This window comes from Bacillus sp. 0909A (assembly GCF_036765115.1).
Lineage (GTDB): Bacteria > Bacillota > Bacilli > Bacillales > Bacillaceae > Bacillus > Bacillus mojavensis.
In genome coordinates this window covers 592427-610870 of sequence record NZ_JBAIZU010000002.1, presented here as the reverse complement: position 1 = coordinate 610870, position 18444 = coordinate 592427, and the positions used below count along the sequence as shown (strand labels likewise).

General features: G+C 41.2%; 22 protein-coding genes and 1 pseudogene. 13 read left to right on the top strand and 10 right to left on the bottom strand.

Annotated elements, in window-relative coordinates; genetic code table 11:
- The first annotated feature begins 99 nt into the window (after positions 1-99).
- From V6D42_RS08435 to V6D42_RS08415, 5 genes and pseudogenes are all read left to right on the top strand, one after another.
- On the top strand, positions 100-543 hold the full coding sequence (locus V6D42_RS08435; protein ID WP_326191958.1) for a DUF805 domain-containing protein: 444 nt from the start codon (positions 100-102) through the stop codon (positions 541-543).
- Between the two features lie 116 nt (positions 544-659).
- A pseudogene (locus V6D42_RS08430) lies at positions 660-790 on the top strand (chitosanase); the annotation flags it as partial.
- Positions 791-1131: 341 nt separating this feature from the next.
- Positions 1132-1254: a hypothetical protein gene (locus tag V6D42_RS08425; protein WP_010333835.1), complete on the top strand. Its 123-nt coding sequence runs from the start codon at positions 1132-1134 to the stop codon at positions 1252-1254.
- A 77-nt stretch (positions 1255-1331) separates the two neighbouring features.
- A complete protein-coding gene (locus V6D42_RS08420) occupies positions 1332-1625 on the top strand; it encodes a YozQ family protein (protein ID WP_333512916.1) in 294 nt (97 codons plus the stop codon).
- A 460-nt stretch (positions 1626-2085) separates the two neighbouring features.
- A complete protein-coding gene (locus V6D42_RS08415) occupies positions 2086-2499 on the top strand; it encodes a YjdF family protein (protein WP_333512915.1) in 414 nt (137 codons plus the stop codon).
- A 50-nt stretch (positions 2500-2549) separates the two neighbouring features.
- Here V6D42_RS08415 and V6D42_RS08410 read toward each other — a convergent pair whose 3' ends face one another.
- Entirely contained in the window at positions 2550-3056 is a 507-nt protein-coding gene (locus tag V6D42_RS08410; RefSeq protein ID WP_333512914.1) for a GNAT family N-acetyltransferase, read from the bottom strand.
- A gap of 341 nt (positions 3057-3397) precedes the next feature.
- On the bottom strand, positions 3398-4264 hold the full coding sequence (locus V6D42_RS08405; RefSeq protein WP_333512913.1) for a LysR family transcriptional regulator: 867 nt from the start codon (positions 4262-4264) through the stop codon (positions 3398-3400).
- Positions 4265-4392: 128 nt separating this feature from the next.
- Between V6D42_RS08405 and V6D42_RS08400 the strand changes: the two genes are divergently transcribed.
- The 3 genes from V6D42_RS08400 (at position 4393) to V6D42_RS08390 (ending at position 6421) form a co-directional block, all read left to right on the top strand.
- Positions 4393-5364: a DMT family transporter gene (locus V6D42_RS08400; protein ID WP_333512912.1), complete on the top strand. Its 972-nt coding sequence runs from the start codon at positions 4393-4395 to the stop codon at positions 5362-5364.
- An 18-nt stretch (positions 5365-5382) separates the two neighbouring features.
- Positions 5383-5481 (top strand): YrzO family protein, encoded by a 99-nt coding sequence (locus V6D42_RS08395; RefSeq protein WP_333512911.1) that lies wholly within the window; start codon positions 5383-5385, stop codon positions 5479-5481.
- Between the two features lie 172 nt (positions 5482-5653).
- Positions 5654-6421, top strand: coding sequence for a MerR family transcriptional regulator (locus V6D42_RS08390; RefSeq protein ID WP_333512910.1), 768 nt, complete (start codon positions 5654-5656; stop codon positions 6419-6421).
- 234 nt (positions 6422-6655) lie between these two features.
- Here the strand turns inward: V6D42_RS08390 and V6D42_RS08385 are convergent, their stop codons facing one another.
- The 4 genes from V6D42_RS08385 to V6D42_RS08370 form a co-directional block, all read right to left on the bottom strand.
- On the bottom strand, positions 6656-6850 hold the full coding sequence (locus V6D42_RS08385) for a DUF4177 domain-containing protein (RefSeq protein ID WP_024121010.1): 195 nt from the start codon (positions 6848-6850) through the stop codon (positions 6656-6658).
- Positions 6851-7172: 322 nt separating this feature from the next.
- Positions 7173-7481 carry a YjdJ family protein gene (locus V6D42_RS08380; RefSeq protein ID WP_326191953.1) on the bottom strand — a complete coding sequence of 103 codons (309 nt, stop codon included), beginning with the start codon at positions 7479-7481 and terminating at the stop codon, positions 7173-7175.
- A gap of 492 nt (positions 7482-7973) precedes the next feature.
- On the bottom strand, positions 7974-8936 hold the full coding sequence (cyoE, locus tag V6D42_RS08375; RefSeq protein WP_333512909.1) for a heme o synthase: 963 nt from the start codon (positions 8934-8936) through the stop codon (positions 7974-7976).
- 151 nt (positions 8937-9087) lie between these two features.
- Positions 9088-9324, bottom strand: coding sequence for a spore coat protein (locus V6D42_RS08370; protein WP_326201839.1), 237 nt, complete (start codon positions 9322-9324; stop codon positions 9088-9090).
- 275 nt (positions 9325-9599) lie between these two features.
- Here V6D42_RS08370 and V6D42_RS08365 point away from each other — a divergent pair, with 275 nt between their 5' ends.
- The gene (locus V6D42_RS08365; protein WP_333512908.1) at positions 9600-11000 is read left to right on the top strand and encodes a polysaccharide deacetylase family protein; all 1401 of its coding nucleotides are present in this window, start codon (positions 9600-9602) and stop codon (positions 10998-11000) included.
- A 49-nt stretch (positions 11001-11049) separates the two neighbouring features.
- Here V6D42_RS08365 and V6D42_RS08360 read toward each other — a convergent pair whose 3' ends face one another.
- The gene (locus V6D42_RS08360; RefSeq protein WP_168747468.1) at positions 11050-11523 is read right to left on the bottom strand and encodes a YjfA family protein; all 474 of its coding nucleotides are present in this window, start codon (positions 11521-11523) and stop codon (positions 11050-11052) included.
- Between the two features lie 127 nt (positions 11524-11650).
- Positions 11651-11818, bottom strand: coding sequence for a YjfB family protein (locus V6D42_RS08355; protein ID WP_333512907.1), 168 nt, complete (start codon positions 11816-11818; stop codon positions 11651-11653).
- Positions 11819-11943: 125 nt separating this feature from the next.
- On the opposite strand from V6D42_RS08355, the gene V6D42_RS08350 reads away from it, so the two are divergent.
- Positions 11944-12843, top strand: coding sequence for a DUF2268 domain-containing protein (locus V6D42_RS08350; protein WP_333512906.1), 900 nt, complete (start codon positions 11944-11946; stop codon positions 12841-12843).
- Positions 12844-12857: 14 nt separating this feature from the next.
- On the opposite strand, the gene V6D42_RS08345 is transcribed toward V6D42_RS08350, so the two are convergent.
- On the bottom strand, positions 12858-13250 hold the full coding sequence (locus V6D42_RS08345) for a ribosomal maturation YjgA family protein (protein ID WP_333512905.1): 393 nt from the start codon (positions 13248-13250) through the stop codon (positions 12858-12860).
- A gap of 100 nt (positions 13251-13350) precedes the next feature.
- Positions 13351-13920: a YjgB family protein gene (locus V6D42_RS08340; RefSeq protein ID WP_333512904.1), complete on the bottom strand. Its 570-nt coding sequence runs from the start codon at positions 13918-13920 to the stop codon at positions 13351-13353.
- Positions 13921-14066: 146 nt separating this feature from the next.
- Here V6D42_RS08340 and fdhF point away from each other — a divergent pair, with 146 nt between their 5' ends.
- The 3 genes from fdhF to V6D42_RS08325 all read left to right on the top strand — a co-directional run bounded on the left by fdhF (position 14067) and on the right by V6D42_RS08325 (position 18416).
- Complete coding sequence (gene fdhF / locus V6D42_RS08335) at positions 14067-17024, top strand: formate dehydrogenase subunit alpha (protein ID WP_333512903.1); 2958 nt, start codon at positions 14067-14069, stop codon at positions 17022-17024.
- A complete protein-coding gene (locus V6D42_RS08330; protein WP_333512902.1) occupies positions 17017-17577 on the top strand; it encodes a DUF1641 domain-containing protein in 561 nt (186 codons plus the stop codon). Before fdhF ends, V6D42_RS08330 begins: the two co-directional genes overlap by 8 nt.
- 197 nt (positions 17578-17774) lie before the next feature.
- Positions 17775-18416 carry a DUF4352 domain-containing protein gene (locus V6D42_RS08325; protein ID WP_333512901.1) on the top strand — a complete coding sequence of 214 codons (642 nt, stop codon included), beginning with the start codon at positions 17775-17777 and terminating at the stop codon, positions 18414-18416.
- The last annotated feature ends 28 nt before the right edge of the window (positions 18417-18444 follow it).

Here is an 18444-nt window from a genome sequence, read left to right as displayed (position 1 = left end):
CCATTGACTAGTTTTATAGACCTCCTATTTTTCATTGTTTTTATGATATAATGGATATGTTTTGCAGTAAACTATAGTATTGGTAACGGAGTAAATGATATGAAGTGGTATTGGAATGGCTTAAAGAACTATGTCAATTTTGAAGGCAGAGCTCGGCGAAAGGAATACTGGATGTTTCATCTTTTTAATGGCATCATTTGTGTTATTTTATTACTATTATCATTAATACTAGTTGGATTATTTACATCAGGCCCATTGGCTGCAGAAGGATATGCCAGTTCTCAAGTAGGATACGTAATTGGATATGGCGGGGGATTACTGGCATATATTCTTATTTTTCTTTATCAGTTAGCTGTTTTTCTTCCGTCGCTTGCTCTGAGCATCCGCAGATTGCATGATATCGGCAAAAGTGGCTGGTGGATATGTATAGGCTTTATTCCGGTAGTCGGTCCTATTATCATGCTTGTCTTTAACTGCCAAGATAGTGAAACAAAAGTTAATCAATATGGAGAAAATCCTAAGGCTGTTATAAATGAATCGTAAATTGCACCCCAATTGTTAGACAATGAGTTTAACAATTGGGGTGTTTTTTTTAGCCTGAAAATCTCATAAGGAAACCTAATCTAAAACCTCAAAGCTAGAGAGCAAGTTCATCAAAGATGAACCCAACAGATCCGGACACCCTGAGGAGTGGAGTGAATCGGTTGCCCGTTTGGACGTGCTTCGCTCTATTGCCAAGTCGAACAACTACAATCTAAACGGACCGATTAATATCGATTCAACAGAATAAGGTGATTTTCGTTAGCCAATAAGCAGCGGATGTAAAGAAACCGGCTGCACCCTTTGCGAATACACACGCCTTGGCTGATCCCCTAATAAAGAGTGTTTCTCTACAGTAAATGGAACAGTTTCTCTCATATTAAAATGAATAACATCATCTTTGAACTTATTGTATTGACTGAAAGTTAAATTATACTTTGGCAGATACAGAACGAGTTCTTATGATGAAGGTTCCTCTTAAGTTAAAGGGGATTTTTTGTTATTGGTCAAAAGGTATGAATGAATGCCTGCTCAAAAGACAGAATAAGGGTGGAGCTGATATTCCAATGTTTTTAGAAAAGAGGTGAAATGATGACGAAAAAAGGGATTCAAAATTCAAGTATTGAACAAATAAGAAATGATCATGAGACTGAAACAGCATTTAAAGTGGATGACCCTAAAAAACATGGCACAGGTTCAAAGAGGACCAAATAAGTTTTAGCCTAATATCAAGAACTAGCCAATTGTTTTTGGCCTGTCGTATTGATTGATAAGGAATGGGAGTGGATGATGTGACTCAAAAAAATGGAGCAGACAGACCTGATGATTATAAAAGATTTTCTGAAATCGACAAGGACTTTGATTTTAATCAAACCCTACATGGCAATCCTAAGTCGGAGACATTAGACAAGAACGAACAAACCAATAACAAAGAAGATGTAAACGAAAATATGAATGTGGCAGGAAGATATTTTGAACCGTCAGATTACAAAGGAAGCACGCAATTGGAACGGGGTTTGGCAGAAACGCATGAACAAGTCAGTGATGACTATTTTGAGGGAACCATCGACCAAAACTTGGACTAATCATCAAGCGGAGCTGACTCGAATGAACTTGAGTTAGTTCCGTTTTTATTTTTATCTGATCGCCGGCTACTTCTGAGGCCTTTTTCAAAAGAGGTGTGAAAATAATGGCATTCACGGTTTATGTGAACGGGCCTGACAGCTGCCGGCATTTGCGAAACGAAAAGAAACCGAAGTCTGATAATCTTTTGAAAGAAGAGAACCCTTCTCATTACAAGAGGGGCTATAATAAGCACTTATATTTAATCTTTTTTAGGCTTCTTTGGATTTCTTAATTTTGAATAGAGAAAAAGGTTCATGCTCTCAATCTCTTTTCTCTAAATGGAAAAATTGATAAAATTTATGCAGAAGAATGAAAAAACACGATTCGGTTGGTAGTCCGGATGCATTTTACATGTCAGTCACCTTCCCCTCCTCGGGATGTCCGTCATTCTTTCATCATTTAAAAGAGGGGGGAATCGTTATGAAATTAACGATTTACTACGATGGTCAGTTTTGGGTAGGCGTTATCGAGGTTGTGAAAAACGGAAAACTAAAGGCCTCTCGGCATTTGTTTGGCAATGAGCCGAAGGATTCTGAAGTATTCGATTTTGTTAATAGACAGCTCTTAAAGACTATGTCTCAGTCTGACCAGAAAGGAGTTCGCGTAAAAGCCCAAGATCAGAAAAAGATAAGTCCGAAAAGATTGCAACGTCAGGTATCGAAGGAATTAAAACGTGCCGGAGCATCCTTAAAGGCACAGGAAGCCATGAAACAAGAGTTTGAAGCGAACAAGCAAAAGAAAAAACAAATAACCAAAGAACAGAGAGAAAAAATAAAAGAACAAAAGTATCTCCTCAGAAAGCAAAAAGCTAAAAAAAAGCATAGAGGAAAATAGCTTAAAAAAGCAGGCATATAGCCTGCTTTCTAATAAGTAAGTATATGTTTTTACACTTTAGCGTATCTCCAATGGATAAAGTCTTTTTCTTCACGGTCCAGTTTAAACCCTAAATTCTTCAAAATATGTTGTGAACCAATATTACCATGCTCACATCTTGCCGTAATACAGTTAACATTCTGTTGGCTTAATGCCCAGTTTATTAACTTTTGAGCAGCCTCAAAACAATAACCTTTATGGCGGTGACTTTTATTTGTTGCAAAACCGAATTCAACCATGCCATCCGTATCAGGGTCACCTAAAAATCCAATTCCTCCAACAATTTCATAATCATCCTTCTTTAAAATGATCCAAGAATCAAATCCTTTTGTTCCTTTGTTTTTCATTAAAATCTCGCGGAAATAAGGAATTGCTTCAAAAAAATCGGAGTTTGGCCATTCCCCATTTGTTTTATAACCCAGGTCTATAATAGCCTGATGATCCCGTGTAGATGCAGCGTCTAGCAGGTTAACATCAACCGTTTTTAATAGTAACCGACTCGTTTCAAGGAGAACCATCTCTTTAGCCTCTCTTCTGCTTGATATCCATACTTGTGAATCCTTTTTTTACGTTAATCTATCCCGAGAATGAATTGGTACTTCATAACATAATTTTCTCTCTCTTTAAACGTATCCGTCATATGTGCCACACCAGAAAAATTCATTAACTAGGTACAGACACGATAAAGAAATCAGTATTCAAAATGGTAAGAAAAAACCGTCTGCATCTAAATACTAAATAGAAAAAACGAATGACACGAAGTAAAGGGGGAGCAGAGTTGGTGCTTGCTCTTGATTATTTACCGTTCACAGGAATATGCATCAGTTAGGCGGTGAGAACAAAGCAGTCGCAGATGTCCTTAAGACATACTCATCTTTTGATGCTCACTAATCGTCTTCAGCAGGCTGCGCATCGAATGTGTCATGTAAGCGTCTTTGTGACGAATAAAGATGGTTGAGATCATGCTATACTTCTCAGGCAGCGGGTGACAATAAACCTTACCTGCGGCTGAAAGATGTGTAATGGCAGATTCGGGTACGACTGTGATTCCAAGACCAAGTGCAACACTGTTTAAAATGGTCTCTAGAATGTTAAATTCCAAAATTCTTTTTGGAAGTAAACCTTCATCTTTGAGCCAATGTTCTAGCCTGGAACGATATCCGCATCCTTGATTAGACACAAGGATCGGCGTCGTTATAAAATCCTCTATTTGAAACGTTTTATTTGCTGTTACTAGAGTAAGTTTTTCAGTATTGACATCATATTGTTCGAGAATGGAGTGCTTAATTGGCCCTGATATAAAAGCCCCGTCTAATTCGTGGTTAGTTACCTTCTCAATCAGTTCCTCTGTTAAGCCAGCCTGCAATGATAAATCAACGTTAGGATACTTTTTATAATAGGAGGCTAAGATGGTCGGCAGTATCCTCACTGTTTCCACTGTCCCGATTTTTAATATTCCCGACGGTATATCACTATCAAGAAAGACTTGTTTTAGCTCCTCAACATCTATCAAGATTTTGTTCACGTATTCAAGCATTTTTCGGCCCTCGGGATTTAATGTTACCCCTTTTTTATGCCGATTGAAAAGAGGTGTTTTGAGTTCGTTTTCTAATTGCTTAATACGTGCTGTTACATTGGATTGTACATAGGTTAATTCCTTTGCAGCGCTGGTAATACTTTTGTGATGGGCAACGCTTTGGAAAATTTGTAAGTCTCGCAGCTCCATTTGGTATCCCTCCTTCATTTAAAATATCATTATAAATGATGGTTTTCATCATTTTTATTCATTTTACATGATGTCATTCCTCTTTTTATAATTCTCATTGTCAATACAAGAAAAGGAGGGGAATGACAATGAAAAACGGCCAATTATTCATTGGTGTCCTCACATGTTTAGTAGCAAGTATGTCGTGGGGCGCAATGTTTCCAGTTGCAGATCACGCATTAGCATTTGTTGATCCATTTTATTTTTCATCTATTCGATACGGTGTGGCAGCAGTTATCTTAGTGATTTTATTATGGGTGAGGGAGGGGAAAAAATCATTTCGTTTAGAGGGTAAAGCAAAATTGCTCATTTTTTTTGGTGTGATGGCGTTTACTGTATACAATGTTTTTATTTTTTGGGGCCAAAGATTGATGGGGAAGTCTGGAATCATGACTGCGTCAATTGCAGAGGCACTGATGCCAATCATTTCTATTTTTATCCTTTGGGGGTATAAACATGTGAAGCCGAAAAAATATAAGATTCTATCTATTATGATTGCTTTTTTTGGTGCCGCATTTGTTATTACCAAAGGTGATATGAGTTTCTTTTATACATTGAGAGATAATCTGTTTCCGCTAAGCTTTATTTTAATGGGTGTTGTGGGATGGGTGATTTATACAATGGGAGGACAGATGTTTCAAGAATGGTCTACACTGCGCTATTCAACATTGACATGTTTAATTGGTACAGCTATAACGGGTATTCTAACAGCTGCGCTCACCGCTCAAGGATACGTGTCTATACCTAGTATAAATGTGATTGCTGAAATTAAGTATGACTTATTCTTTATGATTACTTTACCAGGTATCGTAGCTCTCCTTAGCTGGAACTATGGTGTTAAAATTTTATCACCCATTAACGGGATTTTATTTATTAACTTTGTTCCCATTACTACATTGTTGATCATGATGATACAAGGATCTAAAATCACCATTTTTGATGTAGCAGGAACACTGCTTGTCATGACAGCACTTATTCTAAATAACATTTTTCAGCGTAGGGAAGATAAAAATGATAAGCAGTCTTTAGAAAATGAACAAACACAGTTGACTATTTCTTAAAACGTTGGAGGATGCTATATGTTTGAAGGTTTATTGTTTTTTATTTCGGCTGGAATTGTTTGCGAACTAGCAGCAATTAATCGAAATGGCCGCAAAAATATAAAACAACAGGATTAGTTCAATCAACTTTTAAAAGAACTTCTTAATAAAGACACCAAATAATTCGGTATATGACAAGTTGTAGATACATCATCTCCTTGAAACATTCAAGGAGATCTTTTTTTAAAAAAAAGCTTTGACATTCACGTTACGTTAAAGTGTACGGTTACTGTATAAGGAGGGAGAAGAAATGGAATATACCGTTCAGAAGTTAGCCAAATTAGCGGGAGTCAGCACAAGAACGCTTAGGTATTATGATGAGATTAACCTTCTACAGCCAGCACGGATTAATTCATCTGGATACCGAATTTATGGGGAAAAAGAAGTCAACCAATTACAGCACATTTTATTTTATCGAGAGTTAGGCTTCCAATTAGAGGAGATAAAAAAATTAATCTTTTCCCCATCTTTTAATCGTCAGAAAGCATTAAAGGATCATCATGCAGAGCTTTTAGAAGAAAGAGCCCGGATTGATAGCCTTATCGAAAATGTAGAGAAAACAATTCATGCAGAGGAGAGAAATGAAAAGATGAGAGATGAAGAGAAATTTACCGGATTTAAAAAAGAGCTTGTGGAAGAAAACGAAAGGAAATACGGAGCGGAAATACGTCAAAAGTACGGCGAAGAAGTGGTGGAAGAAGCTAATCAAAAAGTGTTGAATATGACAAAGGAGCAATATGAAGAGCTGACCGCTACAGAAAAAGAAATGTTTGAAAAACTTAAAAAAGCATTTGAAGAAGGAAATCCAAAAAGTGAAGATGCATTGAAAGCGGCGGAATTGCACAAAAAATGGCTTCTTTATCATTGGAGCGACTATAGCAAAGAAGCGCATGCAGGTCTAGGGGAGATGTATGTATCAGATGAGCGCTTTAAACGATATTACGATCAACATGGTGAGGGATTAGCTGAATTTCTAAGACAGGTGATCTATGTATATACGGGGAAAGTAAATGATTAAGCATGCAACTGATGCATGGACGTTATCGGGCGAAAACGATAGCGAAGTTTGAAGCACTTTTGAAATAAACAAGAGTATTTCCTTGGTAATGATGGGGAATCCTCTTGTTTACTGGCTTCAAAAAGTTTGAAATGTAAGGTAGCACGGGACCTGAAAAATGTAAAAAGCTTACTAATTGTAAGCTTTTTTGAATTTGTCTTTATCAATGTATGTAAGAATACTTAGCCATAAAGACTAAGCATCCTCGACATCTCTTTCAAATATCATTTCAAAATAAGCAGCTGCTCCATACCCGTCTATACTAGGGGCGAAAATCTGAATAAACTTCCATCCTCTTTGAGCATAATCACGGATGATTTGTTGGTAGTCTTCTTTGGGTCTTCTTCTCATGGTACTAAGTTCGACTCTAACGAATTCATACTCTTTCATCATGTGATACCTCCTCTAAGGTTATACGAAAGAGCGAGAGAAAAGTTTCCGAAAGATGGGAAAACAAAAGATGAACATACCGAAAATAACTAACGGCTCAAGAACATTCGAGTTCTGATCATATTCACGCAGTTCTAATTGACCAGCACTAATCGTGTGATGCTGATTTTCAAAAAAAGCCAATGGTCGGAATCAAGGACGAGAGCGAGGTACGCCTTGTCCTATCATCTAGATGAACTGGCGATTTAGAAAAAAGGGGGAGAGGATCATAACGGTGCTCCTTTTATGAAGTTTCAATGGGGCATGTGAAATGACATATTTTTTACCGAGCCGTGTGGCAATCGCGGATTAGCAAAACAAGTGATAATAACACATATAAAAACGAACAGATCATCAGCATACTCATGACTGGATAGTGTTTCGCAGAGTATATGAAAAAGTCCAGCTGTGAAATTTGTGTGGGGCTGGTGATGGTGTCAATGCCGTTAAGCAACTTTGAAATTTTGGCTGTGTAATTCCAATCGAATTGATCTGAAACAAGCTCGCTTCCCTGATACCAATTGACAGCGGCTAAAAACAGAAAAGCCATAAATGAAAATCCAAGCTGAACAACTAAAACAATCCCTTTCATCGTATGCCTCCAAATCAATGAACATGAGAAAAGCAAATCATATATTACCATAATGTAGGCAGTTCGACAATTTTTTCTTTATTTCCGGATTGGGACTGATAGTGGAAAAGACCTTAGTCTGGTTTAGTTTCATATCTTAGAATAGATAGACATTATGTATTTCATTGGAATTTTGGTTCAGCCTGGGTGGTGCTTTTTTACTCTTTCGTCTTTTGTGGCTCTCAGCTATGTGTTATTTTGGATATTGGTGATCATATCCAGAAAGTGATGGTGTCCATGAAAAAAGAATCTCTAAAATACATACTTATTATTTTTTCAATATGTGCAGCTCTTCAGGAAACCGATGATATGAGTATTGCCCATAGCTGGATTTTGACGGAAATCGTACGATTTTTGATTTGCACGGCTGTGTTTTTCATCATGACATTTCTATTAGATACTGTTTTTCCAAACAAAAAAGAGTCACATTAATGTGTGGCTCTTTTTGCAACATCATCTGATTAAAAACATTACTAAGGAATCGATCGTCATGACAAAAAACAGCAAGCAAAAATAAATGAGCGAGTAGACAAACATATCCTTTGCCCACTTTACGTCATCGTCTGCTTTGAATCCATGGACGCCTTTTTTGATCCATATACCTCCGAGAACCAAGGCAGTTAAAAAATAAAATGGGCTTATATGGCCGGTGCCGAGAGAAAAAGGAAATAATAGCGTAACCGGCACCAGGACTACAATATATTGAATCATTTTTACTTTCGTTACATGGTTTCCTTTTACAACAGGCAAGAGCGGGACACCAGCCGCTCGATATTCCTCTTTGCGTCTTATCCCAATGGCCCAAAAATGCGGGGGCTGCCACAGAAACATAATGGCATATAACATGACAGCGGTTACACTGATTTCTCCTGTGATGGCACAATAACCCATTAGCGGCGGAGCAGCTCCCGGAAAGCTTCCGACAAATGTGCTCCATACCGAGGCCCGTTTCACCCATACTGTATAGAAGATGGCATAAAAAATAAAGGCGGCCAGTCCGAGAATTGCAGGTAAAGGATTGAGGGAATACAGCATGGCAAGACCTGCTATTCCTAAAACAGAGCCATACGTTAAGATTAAAGCCGGCGGCATTTTTCCTGTAACTGAGGCCCTGCTGCGGGTGCGCTCCATTTTTGCGTCCATATGCCGATCAAAATAGTTGTTGTAGACAGTGCCGGAAGCCATGACAAACGCGGTCCCAAGCATTGCCATCACCATTGTCATGAAAAAAGCGAGTCCCGTTAATGGTTTTTCTGAGCTCACAAATGCGATCCAAAATCCGCCGAAGGCTGCTATTGAGTTTGATATGATAATGCCGGGTTTTGCAAGCTTTATAAAATCGTAAATAGATACGCGGTTCGAGGCTTTTATGTATGTTGTTTCAGAAATCGGAGCAGAAACTCTTGAATTCTCCAAAAATAGACGCCTCCCCTAAACTGCATGCTTTTGTTATCGTACCAAGAGGCCAGCCAGATCACAATTATTTCCTGTATTTGTCATGATATTGTCAATATTTATACAAAAAAAGGGGAGCTGGACTGCCCCCATTTTCGGTACATAACGCCTGCTATCTGTTGTATCCTCCATATCCGCCGCCGTATCCGCCGCCGTATCCGTACCAAGGGTAGTAAGGAGGGCGCGGGTAGTAGTAAGGCGGACGTGGATAAAACGGATAAAACGGTCTTGGGTAATAATAAGGCGGATAAAAGGGCGGTCTAGGGCGCGGACGCGGGTAGTAATAGGGCTGTCTTTCATCAAAAGGGGAAACTTGGTCATACTGGTCGTAATTCACAGGAAATTCCAAGAGGGTTACCTCCCTAGCATTTTTTATTCTGTTTACCTTATTCCTGATATGACAAATGGGTGTATGTCCATTGACCAGATTGTTTTTTTTTAATGAGTAAATCCTTAGAAAGGGATTGACAAGAACTTCTAAATCTCCTAATATTACAAATGTGAAATAAATGTTACTTTAATGTTACAAAAACATTTCTTATTGGGACGAAAAAGCCTAAAGAACATTATCTGAATCTATTGATGGAATATAAATCGAAGTGATTACGAAAGAAGGAATTTGTTTTGTTGGGGAAAAGAATCAAATGGTTTCAATTATTACTAGCAGTCGTTTGTGTGGCAGGGGTCATAGGCTTTTGCCATAATACATCAAAAAAAGAAACGGTCATGAATCAAGTGAAAACCGATTCTCAGTATGGAGATGTAGAGATCGCTACGCTTGTGAATGACGGGAAAACATTTAATTACGCGGTCAACTACCCTGTTTTTAAAAATAAAAAAATGGATGCGGCATTAAAGCGTTTCGCAGAGAAAGAGGTTCAGCAATTTCAAAAGGAAACGAGAGATGCTGATCAGGAGCATACAAAAAAGCGCAATGAACTCAACATCGATTACGAAATCGTTCATTACGCCAAGCAGACAGCGGCAGTGGTCTTTACTGAATATAAATACATAGGCGGCGCTCATGGACAAACCGTGAAAAGAACATTTAACTTTGATTTTAGTAAGGAAACCTTTCTTTCTATTGATGATATTTTTAAAAAGGAATCGGATTATTTACAAAAGCTTTCGCTGATCGCTTATCATGAGCTTAAAAAGAATAAGGACATTGCAGCGGACGACGAACTGTTAAAAGAGGGAACTGCACCAGCAAAAGACAATTTCAGCCGTTTTGCCGTCAAGGAAGATTATATCGAGTTTTATTTTGATACATATCAAGTCGCTGCGGGCTATCTGGGAGAGCAGTCGATTGCGATTAAGAAACATCTTTTAAAAGATATATTGAAAGAACAATATATTGATAAATCGAAAAACAAAAATAAAATCAAAGAACAAAAACCGAAGCACGAAGTCATTTCATTACCCAAAGAAGAAACAATTGATCCGAATAAAAAAGTCATTGCGCTTACTTTCGACGACGGCCCGAATCCTGCGACAACAAATCAGATACTGGACTCCTTGAAGAAATATGAGGGGCATGCAACGTTTTTTGTGCTGGGCAGCAGGGTTCAATATTATCCGGAAACGTTAAAAAGAATGCTGAAAGAAGGGAATGAAGTGGGGAACCACTCATGGAGCCATCCGCTTCTCACAAGGCTTTCAGTGAAAGAGGCATTAAAGCAGATCAATGACACGCAGGACATAATTGAAAAGATAAGCGGGTATCGTCCGGCGCTTGTGCGGCCTCCATATGGGGGAATTAATGATGAACTGCGTAGCAAGCTGAAAATGGATGTCGCGTTATGGGACATTGATCCGGAAGATTGGAAAGACCGAAATAAAAACACAATTGTCAACCGAGTCATGAGCCACGCGGCTGACGGTAAGACGATTTTAGTACACGATATTTACGGCACTTCTGCTGATGCGGCCGATGAAATTATTAAAAAACTGACAGATCAAGGCTATCAATTGGTGACGGTCACTCAGCTTGAAGAGGTAAAAAAACAAAGGGAAGCTAAATAAATGTGGAAAGGCTGTCGCGGGAAATGCCCGTTGGACAGCCTTTTTCTTTTTAATAAGAGCCTGTGGTTGCCCATACATTCAGGTTGGGGCCTGAATATTTACCGAAAGCGTAGGAGGTTCTCGGGTCTAAGTCATAGACCATAGGCGTATAACAAGATTTTTGGCCTGCCACTGCTTTGCCATTGCCGCCTGCAGAGTCACAGTTATATCTCTTTTTGTCTGTGTTCCGGGTTATTTCCGCATTTGCTTCATAGCCTGTTGTCAAGGTGTTGTTCATCGTGATTTTTGCCCATGCCGTTTTGCATGTACTGCTGAACTTGAGCTCGACGACTCCGATGACTTGATTGTTTGCGTTCACTAAGTTAGAAGATTTTTTTGTGGTGGCACTGGACGCACAATCATTGTAATAAGGGCTTTTTCCATCGTAGGCATGCGTTTCCGCATGAGCGGGTGCTCCCTTAACGGCAAAAATAAATACGAATGCAAACAACGCCAAAGACACCTTTTTTACCATTCTTTTCATTTTTCCTGACCTCCTTAAAATGACAAACAATAAATCATACGGAGGAAAGAGAAAAACATGCATGCTTTTTTTTGAAAAACAAAGGCGGCCGGGAGATGGTGTTCTTGGCCGCCTTTAGCGTGAAGTTCTAAGCTTTTAAGTCAATGGTTTGTCCAAGCGTCGGATGCTGAATCAGTTTAAGGGTTTGATCCGCATTTTGCTGGGCAGTGTCCAGCATCTTTTTCGTTAAAGCAATATTAACATTTTGGTCCAGATTTGCTTGATGCATGGCAACTGATAATGCAGGAATATCCATTGCTACACCTCCTATGCCTTTCCTATCGGCGGCCCGCTTTGGTTTTATAGGGCAGAAAGGCTTAATTTTTTCTGTTGACCCTTACGCTGCGGCATACTGTATCTTTTTCGTAAGGAGGGATTAGGATGAATATCGTAATAGAACAGACCTTTCAGCAATATGAAAAGCTGTTTTCGATGGAAGAACACGAAAGAGAGGACGAGTTTCGGTATACGATGATGGGACCGTTTGAAAAAATGTGGCGCGCCATACAGGTTCCGCTAAAAGCGAAGACACCGAATGGATATGATGTGATGATGGCGGTAAAGATGCTTGGTTATTTGGATGTGTGTGATGCTGAAACCGGACAGAAAGCATTGAGAAAACTGCAGCAATTGCATATTGCCGAGACTGCTGCCTCTGCGCTGCAGCAGTGTATACATTTTGCCGAGCGTGAAAAGCTGCGAGTAAATGCGGAAGAAATGAGGTTCGGGCTTTACATTGCTGATCCAAACAAGCTGAAGCTGCAAAAAGGGTATTGCGGGTTTGGGGGAATTCCAGGTTTTATTCACGTTTGGATGTATCCGAACAGCTATAACCTTCTGAGGGTTTCATCGATTATTGCCCATGAATTTCACCATAATCTGCGGTTTTCGTATTTTGATTTTCACCGGGGGTCTGTGTCAGTCGGGGATTATCTTGTCATTGAAGGGCTGGCTGAGTCATTTGCGCGGGAGTTCTTTGGCGAAGAACAATTAGGCCGTTGGGTTACTCGCTTTGATCGGGACGATTTGCAATATTCCATTGAAGTTATAAAAGAGGTGATTGATGTAAAAGGCTTTTCGGAGGTGAGCCGTTACATGTTTGGAGATCAAATAGCAAAAGCGCAAGGCTTTGAGCCGGCCGGACTATCTGCTTTTGCCGGATATGCGGTTGGATATCACGCTGTTCAGTCTTTTATGAATAAACACCGGGTCGATATAAAGGAGGCCACGCTCTTGGATACAGAGACGATTCTGTCTCAGTGCGGACTGTTCTCGACATAAGAAAAAGCGTCACGTCAGCGGCGCTTTTTGATGTTTTGATGGATCAGCTCTATGAGTGTGCAGGTGACAATTCCCATCGTATAAGCTATGATATCGCTCCATAAAAATCCGTATCCCAGCACGAGGCCGCCGAGCGAAGTGTCCCTGATCCGGTCGATCCACTCAGCATGGTACAGCTGGCTGCATTCAATGAGAACGCAAAATGAAAGGCTGATAATGCCTGTCGTGATGGTTTTCATCGTCTGAAACAGAAAGCCGCAGCCCGTAAAAATCATTACGGCCCACAGCGCATCTCCGAGATAGGCATTGGCGATAGCCGGAAGAAAACTGGAGAACGCTCTTGACCCCAGTCCCAACCCAATGATGAGTATTGCAAAGGCCGCATATATGAACCGGTTCCTTCTCATTAATGATTGATACCTCTTCTCGCATTTTTCCTCCCATGTATTGTAAGGAATCCATCCTCACTTTGTCCATAAAAAAAGCGGCTGAACAGCCGCAGGTACTTTATCTTGCTCTTAGATTGACATGGTTGGCTGTCTGATCTTCGCCAATGACGAAATGAAGCTCATAGCGGCCAGTATCATAGATATAGTCGATTTCATCCGAGAATGGGACAGTTAAAATTCGATCGGCGGGGCCAATTTGATCGCTCAGTACATCCGGTGTAACCCCTCCAAGATTCAGACGGCGTTCTACTCCTGTTCCAAAGTAACGGATTTCTGAAATGGTCATGTCTTTGTTATAGGAAAAGCCGTAGCCGGGATTTCCCATATTCCAGCTGTATAAATCAAACATATTGTTTCCTCCTCCAGCTGGTCTTTCCGGTTCTCCCATCTTGGCATGGACATCCCCTTTTGTGCTTTTGTTTATCGTAAGACCTTGTACCTGCTGCGGCATTTCACCTGTAAAAGCGGTGTTATAAAGACTTTTTACAAGCTCAGCGGATGATGAGGTTGTTTCTTCAGCAGGCGGATTTGCCTGAGCGGCAGCTTTCGCCGGAATTGCCGTCCCAAAGCCAAAAACAGTGCCTGACAGTGCTGCCGCCGCTGTTAATGCGGAAATGGTTTTCTTCATGGTTATCCCTCCCTTTTTGTCTATCATGTCGTTTCCCGGTGTTCGTGCATTAAAACATTCCTATGCGCTCTGTATGTTTTAATCAGCACATGTAAGGGAACTGAAATGGGTAATTCGGTATATAAACGCAAGAAAGGGGAATGGAGATGGCGGACACAAAAAAAGTTACCATAAACGGCGTTGAAATGGAGACAGCCGGAGACCAGACGGTGCTGCAGTTGTTGAATAACAGTTCAATCGAAGTGCCGCAAGTATGCTATCATCCGAGCCTTGGGCCGATTGAAACATGTGATACGTGTATCGTCAGCATCAATGGTGAGCTGAAGAGATCATGCTCTGCTGAAATAAAGGATGGCGATGTCATTGATACGCTTTCGTCTGATGTGAAAAAGGCACAGGTCATCGGAATGGATAAAATCTTATATAATCATGAGCTTTACTGTACAGTTTGCGATTACAACAATGGAGGATGCGAAATACATAATACGGTGAAGGAAATGAAAATCAATCACCAAAGCATCCCGTTTGATCAAAAGCCTTATCATAAGGATGAATCCCATCCGTTTTACCGCTATGATCCTGATCAATGTATTTTGTGCGGCCGCTGTGTCGAAGCATGCCAAGACGTACAGGTGACAGAAACACTGACGATTGACTGGGAGCGGGAACGCCCGCGCGTCATTTGGGATCATGACGTGCCGATTAACGAGTCATCATGTGTGTCGTGCGGCCATTGTTCAACCGTATGTCCGTGCAACGCGATGATGGAGAAAGGAATGGAAGGGGAAGCAGGATATTTAACAGGCATCAATAACAAGTCACTGCGCCCGATGATTGAGATCACGAAAGGCGTAGAGACAGGTTACGGCTCGATTCTCGCCATTTCTGACATGGAATCTGCCATGCGTGATGAACGAATCAAAAAAACCAAAACCGTCTGCACCTATTGCGGTGTCGGCTGCAGTTTTGATGTTTGGACAAAGGGAAGAGATATTCTGAAAGTGGAGCCGCAGGAGGAGGCGCCTGCCAATGGCATTTCCACTTGTGTAAAAGGCAAGTTCGGCTGGGATTTTGTAAACAGCGAGGAGCGTCTGACAAAACCGCTCATCCGCGAAGGTGACCATTTCCGGGAAGCAGAGTGGGAGGAAGCTTTAACACTGATCGCCGGCAAGTTCACTGAATTGAAAGAAGAATGTGGCCCTGACTCACTTGCTTTTATCACGTCGTCTAAATGTACGAATGAAGAATCCTACCTGATGCAAAAGCTGGCCAGAGGGGTTATCGGCACAAATAATGTGGATAACTGCTCGCGCTATTGCCAGTCTCCGGCTACTGCCGGCCTGTTCCGGACAGTCGGATATGGCGGTGACTCAGGATCGATTACAGATATCTCCCAGGCAGATCTAGTTTTGATTATCGGTTCGAACACGTCAGAGTCGCACCCGGTATTGTCTACCCGTATTAAACGGGCTCACAAGCTGAGAGGGCAGAAGGTCATCGTGGCCGATATCAGAAAACACGAAATGGCTGAGCGTTCTGATCTATTTGTCCAGCCGCGTGCCGGGTCAGATATCGTCTGGCTGAATGCTATCGCCAAATATCTGATTGAAAGCGGCAAGGCCGATGAACGCTTCTTGCAGGAAAGGGTCAACGGCCGGGATGAATACGTGAAAAGCCTTGCGCCGTACACACTTGAATATGCAGAGGAGAAAACCGGAATTGATAGACAAACCCTGATTCAAATGGCTGAAATGATTGATGAGGCTGACAGTGTGTGCGCGTTGTGGGCCATGGGTGTGACACAGCACATTGGAGGCAGCGATACAAGCACTGCGATTTCAAATTTGCTGCTTGTCACAGGTAACTACGGAAAACCGGGTGCGGGTTCTTATCCATTACGCGGCCATAACAACGTTCAGGGAGCAAGTGACTTCGGAAGCATGCCTGACAGCCTGCCGGGCTATGAAAAAGTGAAGGATGAACAAGTCCGCAAGAAATACGAACAAGCCTGGGGTGTGCAGCTGCCGAAGGAGCCGGGCATGACCAACCATGAAATGATTGAAAAAATCCATTCCGGACAGCTGAAAGCGATGTATGTAAAAGGGGAGGAAATGGGTCTTGTCGACTCAAATATCAATCATGTGCACGCCGCATATGAAAAGCTTGATTTCTTTGTTGTGCAGGACATTTTCCTATCTCGGACGGCAGAATTTGCAGATGTTGTTCTTCCTGCGAGCCCGAGCCTCGAAAAAGAAGGATCCTTTACAAATACTGAACGCCGTATTCAGCGTTTATACCAGGTATTTGAACCTCTGGGTGAATCAAAGCCGGACTGGCAGATTATTATGGAAGTAGCGAATAAGCTTGGGGCCAATTGGAATTATGAGCATCCTTCCGACATAATGGAAGAAGCTGCAATGCTGTCACCAATTTACGCAGGAGTAACCTATGAACGTCTTGAGGGCTACAATTCCCTGCAATGGCCTGTAAGTGCTGATGGGAAGGATTCGCCTTTACTCTTTACAGAGCGTTTTCCTTTCCCGGACGGCAAAGCGATTCTTTATCCGGTTCAATGGACTGAGCCCGAGGAGTTCAGTGAAGAATATGATATCCATGTAAATAACGGCAGGCTCTTGGAGCATTTCCACGAAGGAAACCTGACGTATAAATCAAAAGGCATTTCTGAAAAAACGCCGCATGTATTCTTAGAAATTTCTCCAGAGCTAGCGGAAGAACGGGGAATTCAGGACGGAACCCTTGTCAGACTCACATCGCCTTTTGGAAATGTGAAGGTGAAATGCCTGATCACCGATCGTGTCAAAGGGAAGGAAGTGTATCTGCCAATGAACGATTCTGGGGAAGCGGCGATTAACCTGTTAACAGGCAGCCACGCAGACAAGGATACCGACACGCCTGCTTACAAAGAAACATCAGCGAAGATGGAAATCTTGAAGCAGGATGGAATCAATCCGCTGCCTAAAATCAATCACCGCAACGGAAACCCGCAGCCGCAAATTGGTGTGCAGGTTCATAAGAAATGGGCGCGGAAGGATTACATTTTCCCTGGCGACGCAGTGAAAAGGGGGCTTGGGCACAATGGCTAAAGCGATTAAACGCATTCAGAAAGTACAGGTGACCGAAGAAGATCAGCGCAAACGTGATTTAGAAGAAATCGAAGATGCCTTAGTCGACAACAAAGAAGCCATTCTTGAGACACTTCATATGCTTGGGCATATGAACGAACGGGGCGTGCTGCCCTTGCTCAGGGGGCTTTTTGGCCAAGGTGATAAAGTCCTTGACATCCTAGTGAAAAAGGCAGATACAGAGGAAACGGCCAATACGCTTAAAAACCTGCTTCTCTTGTTTGGAACGCTTGGCATGCTGGATGTCAAACAGCTGGAGCCACTCATTTTGAAAGTGAATGCCGGTGTGGCAAATGCAGTAGAACAGAAAGACGGCCAAGAAAAAACAGGTTATTTTGATCTTCTCCGTTCGCTCAAAGATCCGGAAATCAACAAAGCGGTAACGCTGCTGTTCTCCTTTTTAAAAGGAATGGGACAAGATACAAAGGAGCTGGAACGCACAACTCAGCCTCCGGAGCATCAAAAACATCATCAGGAACCCCGAGAGAAAAGGGGAATGGATAAGCGAGATTGACCACCCACCCGAGCCGGCTGCTGCCAGCTCGGGTTTTTTGATGAAAAGGTCTAATGGACTAGTGAAAAATGTTTAAATACTAGAAAGAAGTGACTTTGTAATGAATGATGTAGATAAATTTGCTACTTTCTTACCTGTTAAGAAAAGGGAAAATATGATTATAATAGAAAATGATTACTTTAGATGGGGGATCAGCCGTGAGAAAAGTCTTATTACTATTATTTGTACTGACGATCGGGTTTGCGCTTTCAGCGTGCAGCCAATCGAGTAATGCGTCAGAGAAGGAAAAACCGAAGGAAAAAACGCAAGAAGAGCTTGAAAAGGAACTTGATAAGGAACTGAAAAAAGGCGGGGAGCCAAAGATCAAAAAAGATGATCAAATACATAAAATAGGCGAAACAATTAAAGTAAATGATATTAATTTCACGGTGAATAAAGTGGATCGTGATCAGGATGGCAAATATGGAGATTTAGGTGGAAAAGAATCTGAAAAAATAAAAACAGTAAAAGGTGATGAAGAGCGGTTAATTATAGAAGTGACCTTGGAATACGTGGGAAAAGGTTCAATGGAATACAACCGATTCGGATTAGATCTGAAAGACAAGAAAAATAAATCAGTTCGTACTGTTATTTCGTTGGAGGATAAAGGAAGAATGTTTTTGGGGGGGAATCTGGCGTCAGGAAAAAAGGTGACAGGAGTAGTTAGTTATGTAATACCTAAAGGGGAACAGAGAAATTACACATTGGTGTATAACCCTTTTTTAATAGATACTAGAAGTGATAGAATTGAAGAAAGCGCAAAATACAATATAGATTATTTGATAAAATTAGATAATTAACATTAAAAAAAGCACGTTTTCATCAAGG

Coding starts and splice junctions, on each gene's coding strand:
- V6D42_RS08435 (WP_326191958.1), top strand. CDS start 100: ATGAAGTGGTATTGGAATGGCTTAAAGAACTATGTCAATTTTGAAGGC.
- V6D42_RS08425 (WP_010333835.1), top strand. CDS start 1,132: ATGACGAAAAAAGGGATTCAAAATTCAAGTATTGAACAAATAAGAAAT.
- V6D42_RS08415 (WP_333512915.1), top strand. CDS start 2,086: ATGAAATTAACGATTTACTACGATGGTCAGTTTTGGGTAGGCGTTATC.
- V6D42_RS08410 (WP_333512914.1), bottom strand. CDS start 3,056: ATGGTTCTCCTTGAAACGAGTCGGTTACTATTAAAAACGGTTGATGTT.
- V6D42_RS08405 (WP_333512913.1), bottom strand. CDS start 4,264: ATGGAGCTGCGAGACTTACAAATTTTCCAAAGCGTTGCCCATCACAAA.
- V6D42_RS08400 (WP_333512912.1), top strand. CDS start 4,393: ATGAAAAACGGCCAATTATTCATTGGTGTCCTCACATGTTTAGTAGCA.
- V6D42_RS08395 (WP_333512911.1), top strand. CDS start 5,383: ATGTTTGAAGGTTTATTGTTTTTTATTTCGGCTGGAATTGTTTGCGAA.
- V6D42_RS08390 (WP_333512910.1), top strand. CDS start 5,654: ATGGAATATACCGTTCAGAAGTTAGCCAAATTAGCGGGAGTCAGCACA.
- V6D42_RS08385 (WP_024121010.1), bottom strand. CDS start 6,850: ATGAAAGAGTATGAATTCGTTAGAGTCGAACTTAGTACCATGAGAAGA.
- V6D42_RS08380 (WP_326191953.1), bottom strand. CDS start 7,481: ATGAAAGGGATTGTTTTAGTTGTTCAGCTTGGATTTTCATTTATGGCT.
- V6D42_RS08360 (WP_168747468.1), bottom strand. CDS start 11,523: ATGAAAAGAATGGTAAAAAAGGTGTCTTTGGCGTTGTTTGCATTCGTA.
- V6D42_RS08355 (WP_333512907.1), bottom strand. CDS start 11,818: ATGGATATTCCTGCATTATCAGTTGCCATGCATCAAGCAAATCTGGAC.
- V6D42_RS08350 (WP_333512906.1), top strand. CDS start 11,944: ATGAATATCGTAATAGAACAGACCTTTCAGCAATATGAAAAGCTGTTT.
- V6D42_RS08345 (WP_333512905.1), bottom strand. CDS start 13,250: ATGAGAAGGAACCGGTTCATATATGCGGCCTTTGCAATACTCATCATT.
- V6D42_RS08340 (WP_333512904.1), bottom strand. CDS start 13,920: ATGAAGAAAACCATTTCCGCATTAACAGCGGCGGCAGCACTGTCAGGC.
- fdhF (WP_333512903.1), top strand. CDS start 14,067: ATGGCGGACACAAAAAAAGTTACCATAAACGGCGTTGAAATGGAGACA.
- V6D42_RS08330 (WP_333512902.1), top strand. CDS start 17,017: ATGGCTAAAGCGATTAAACGCATTCAGAAAGTACAGGTGACCGAAGAA.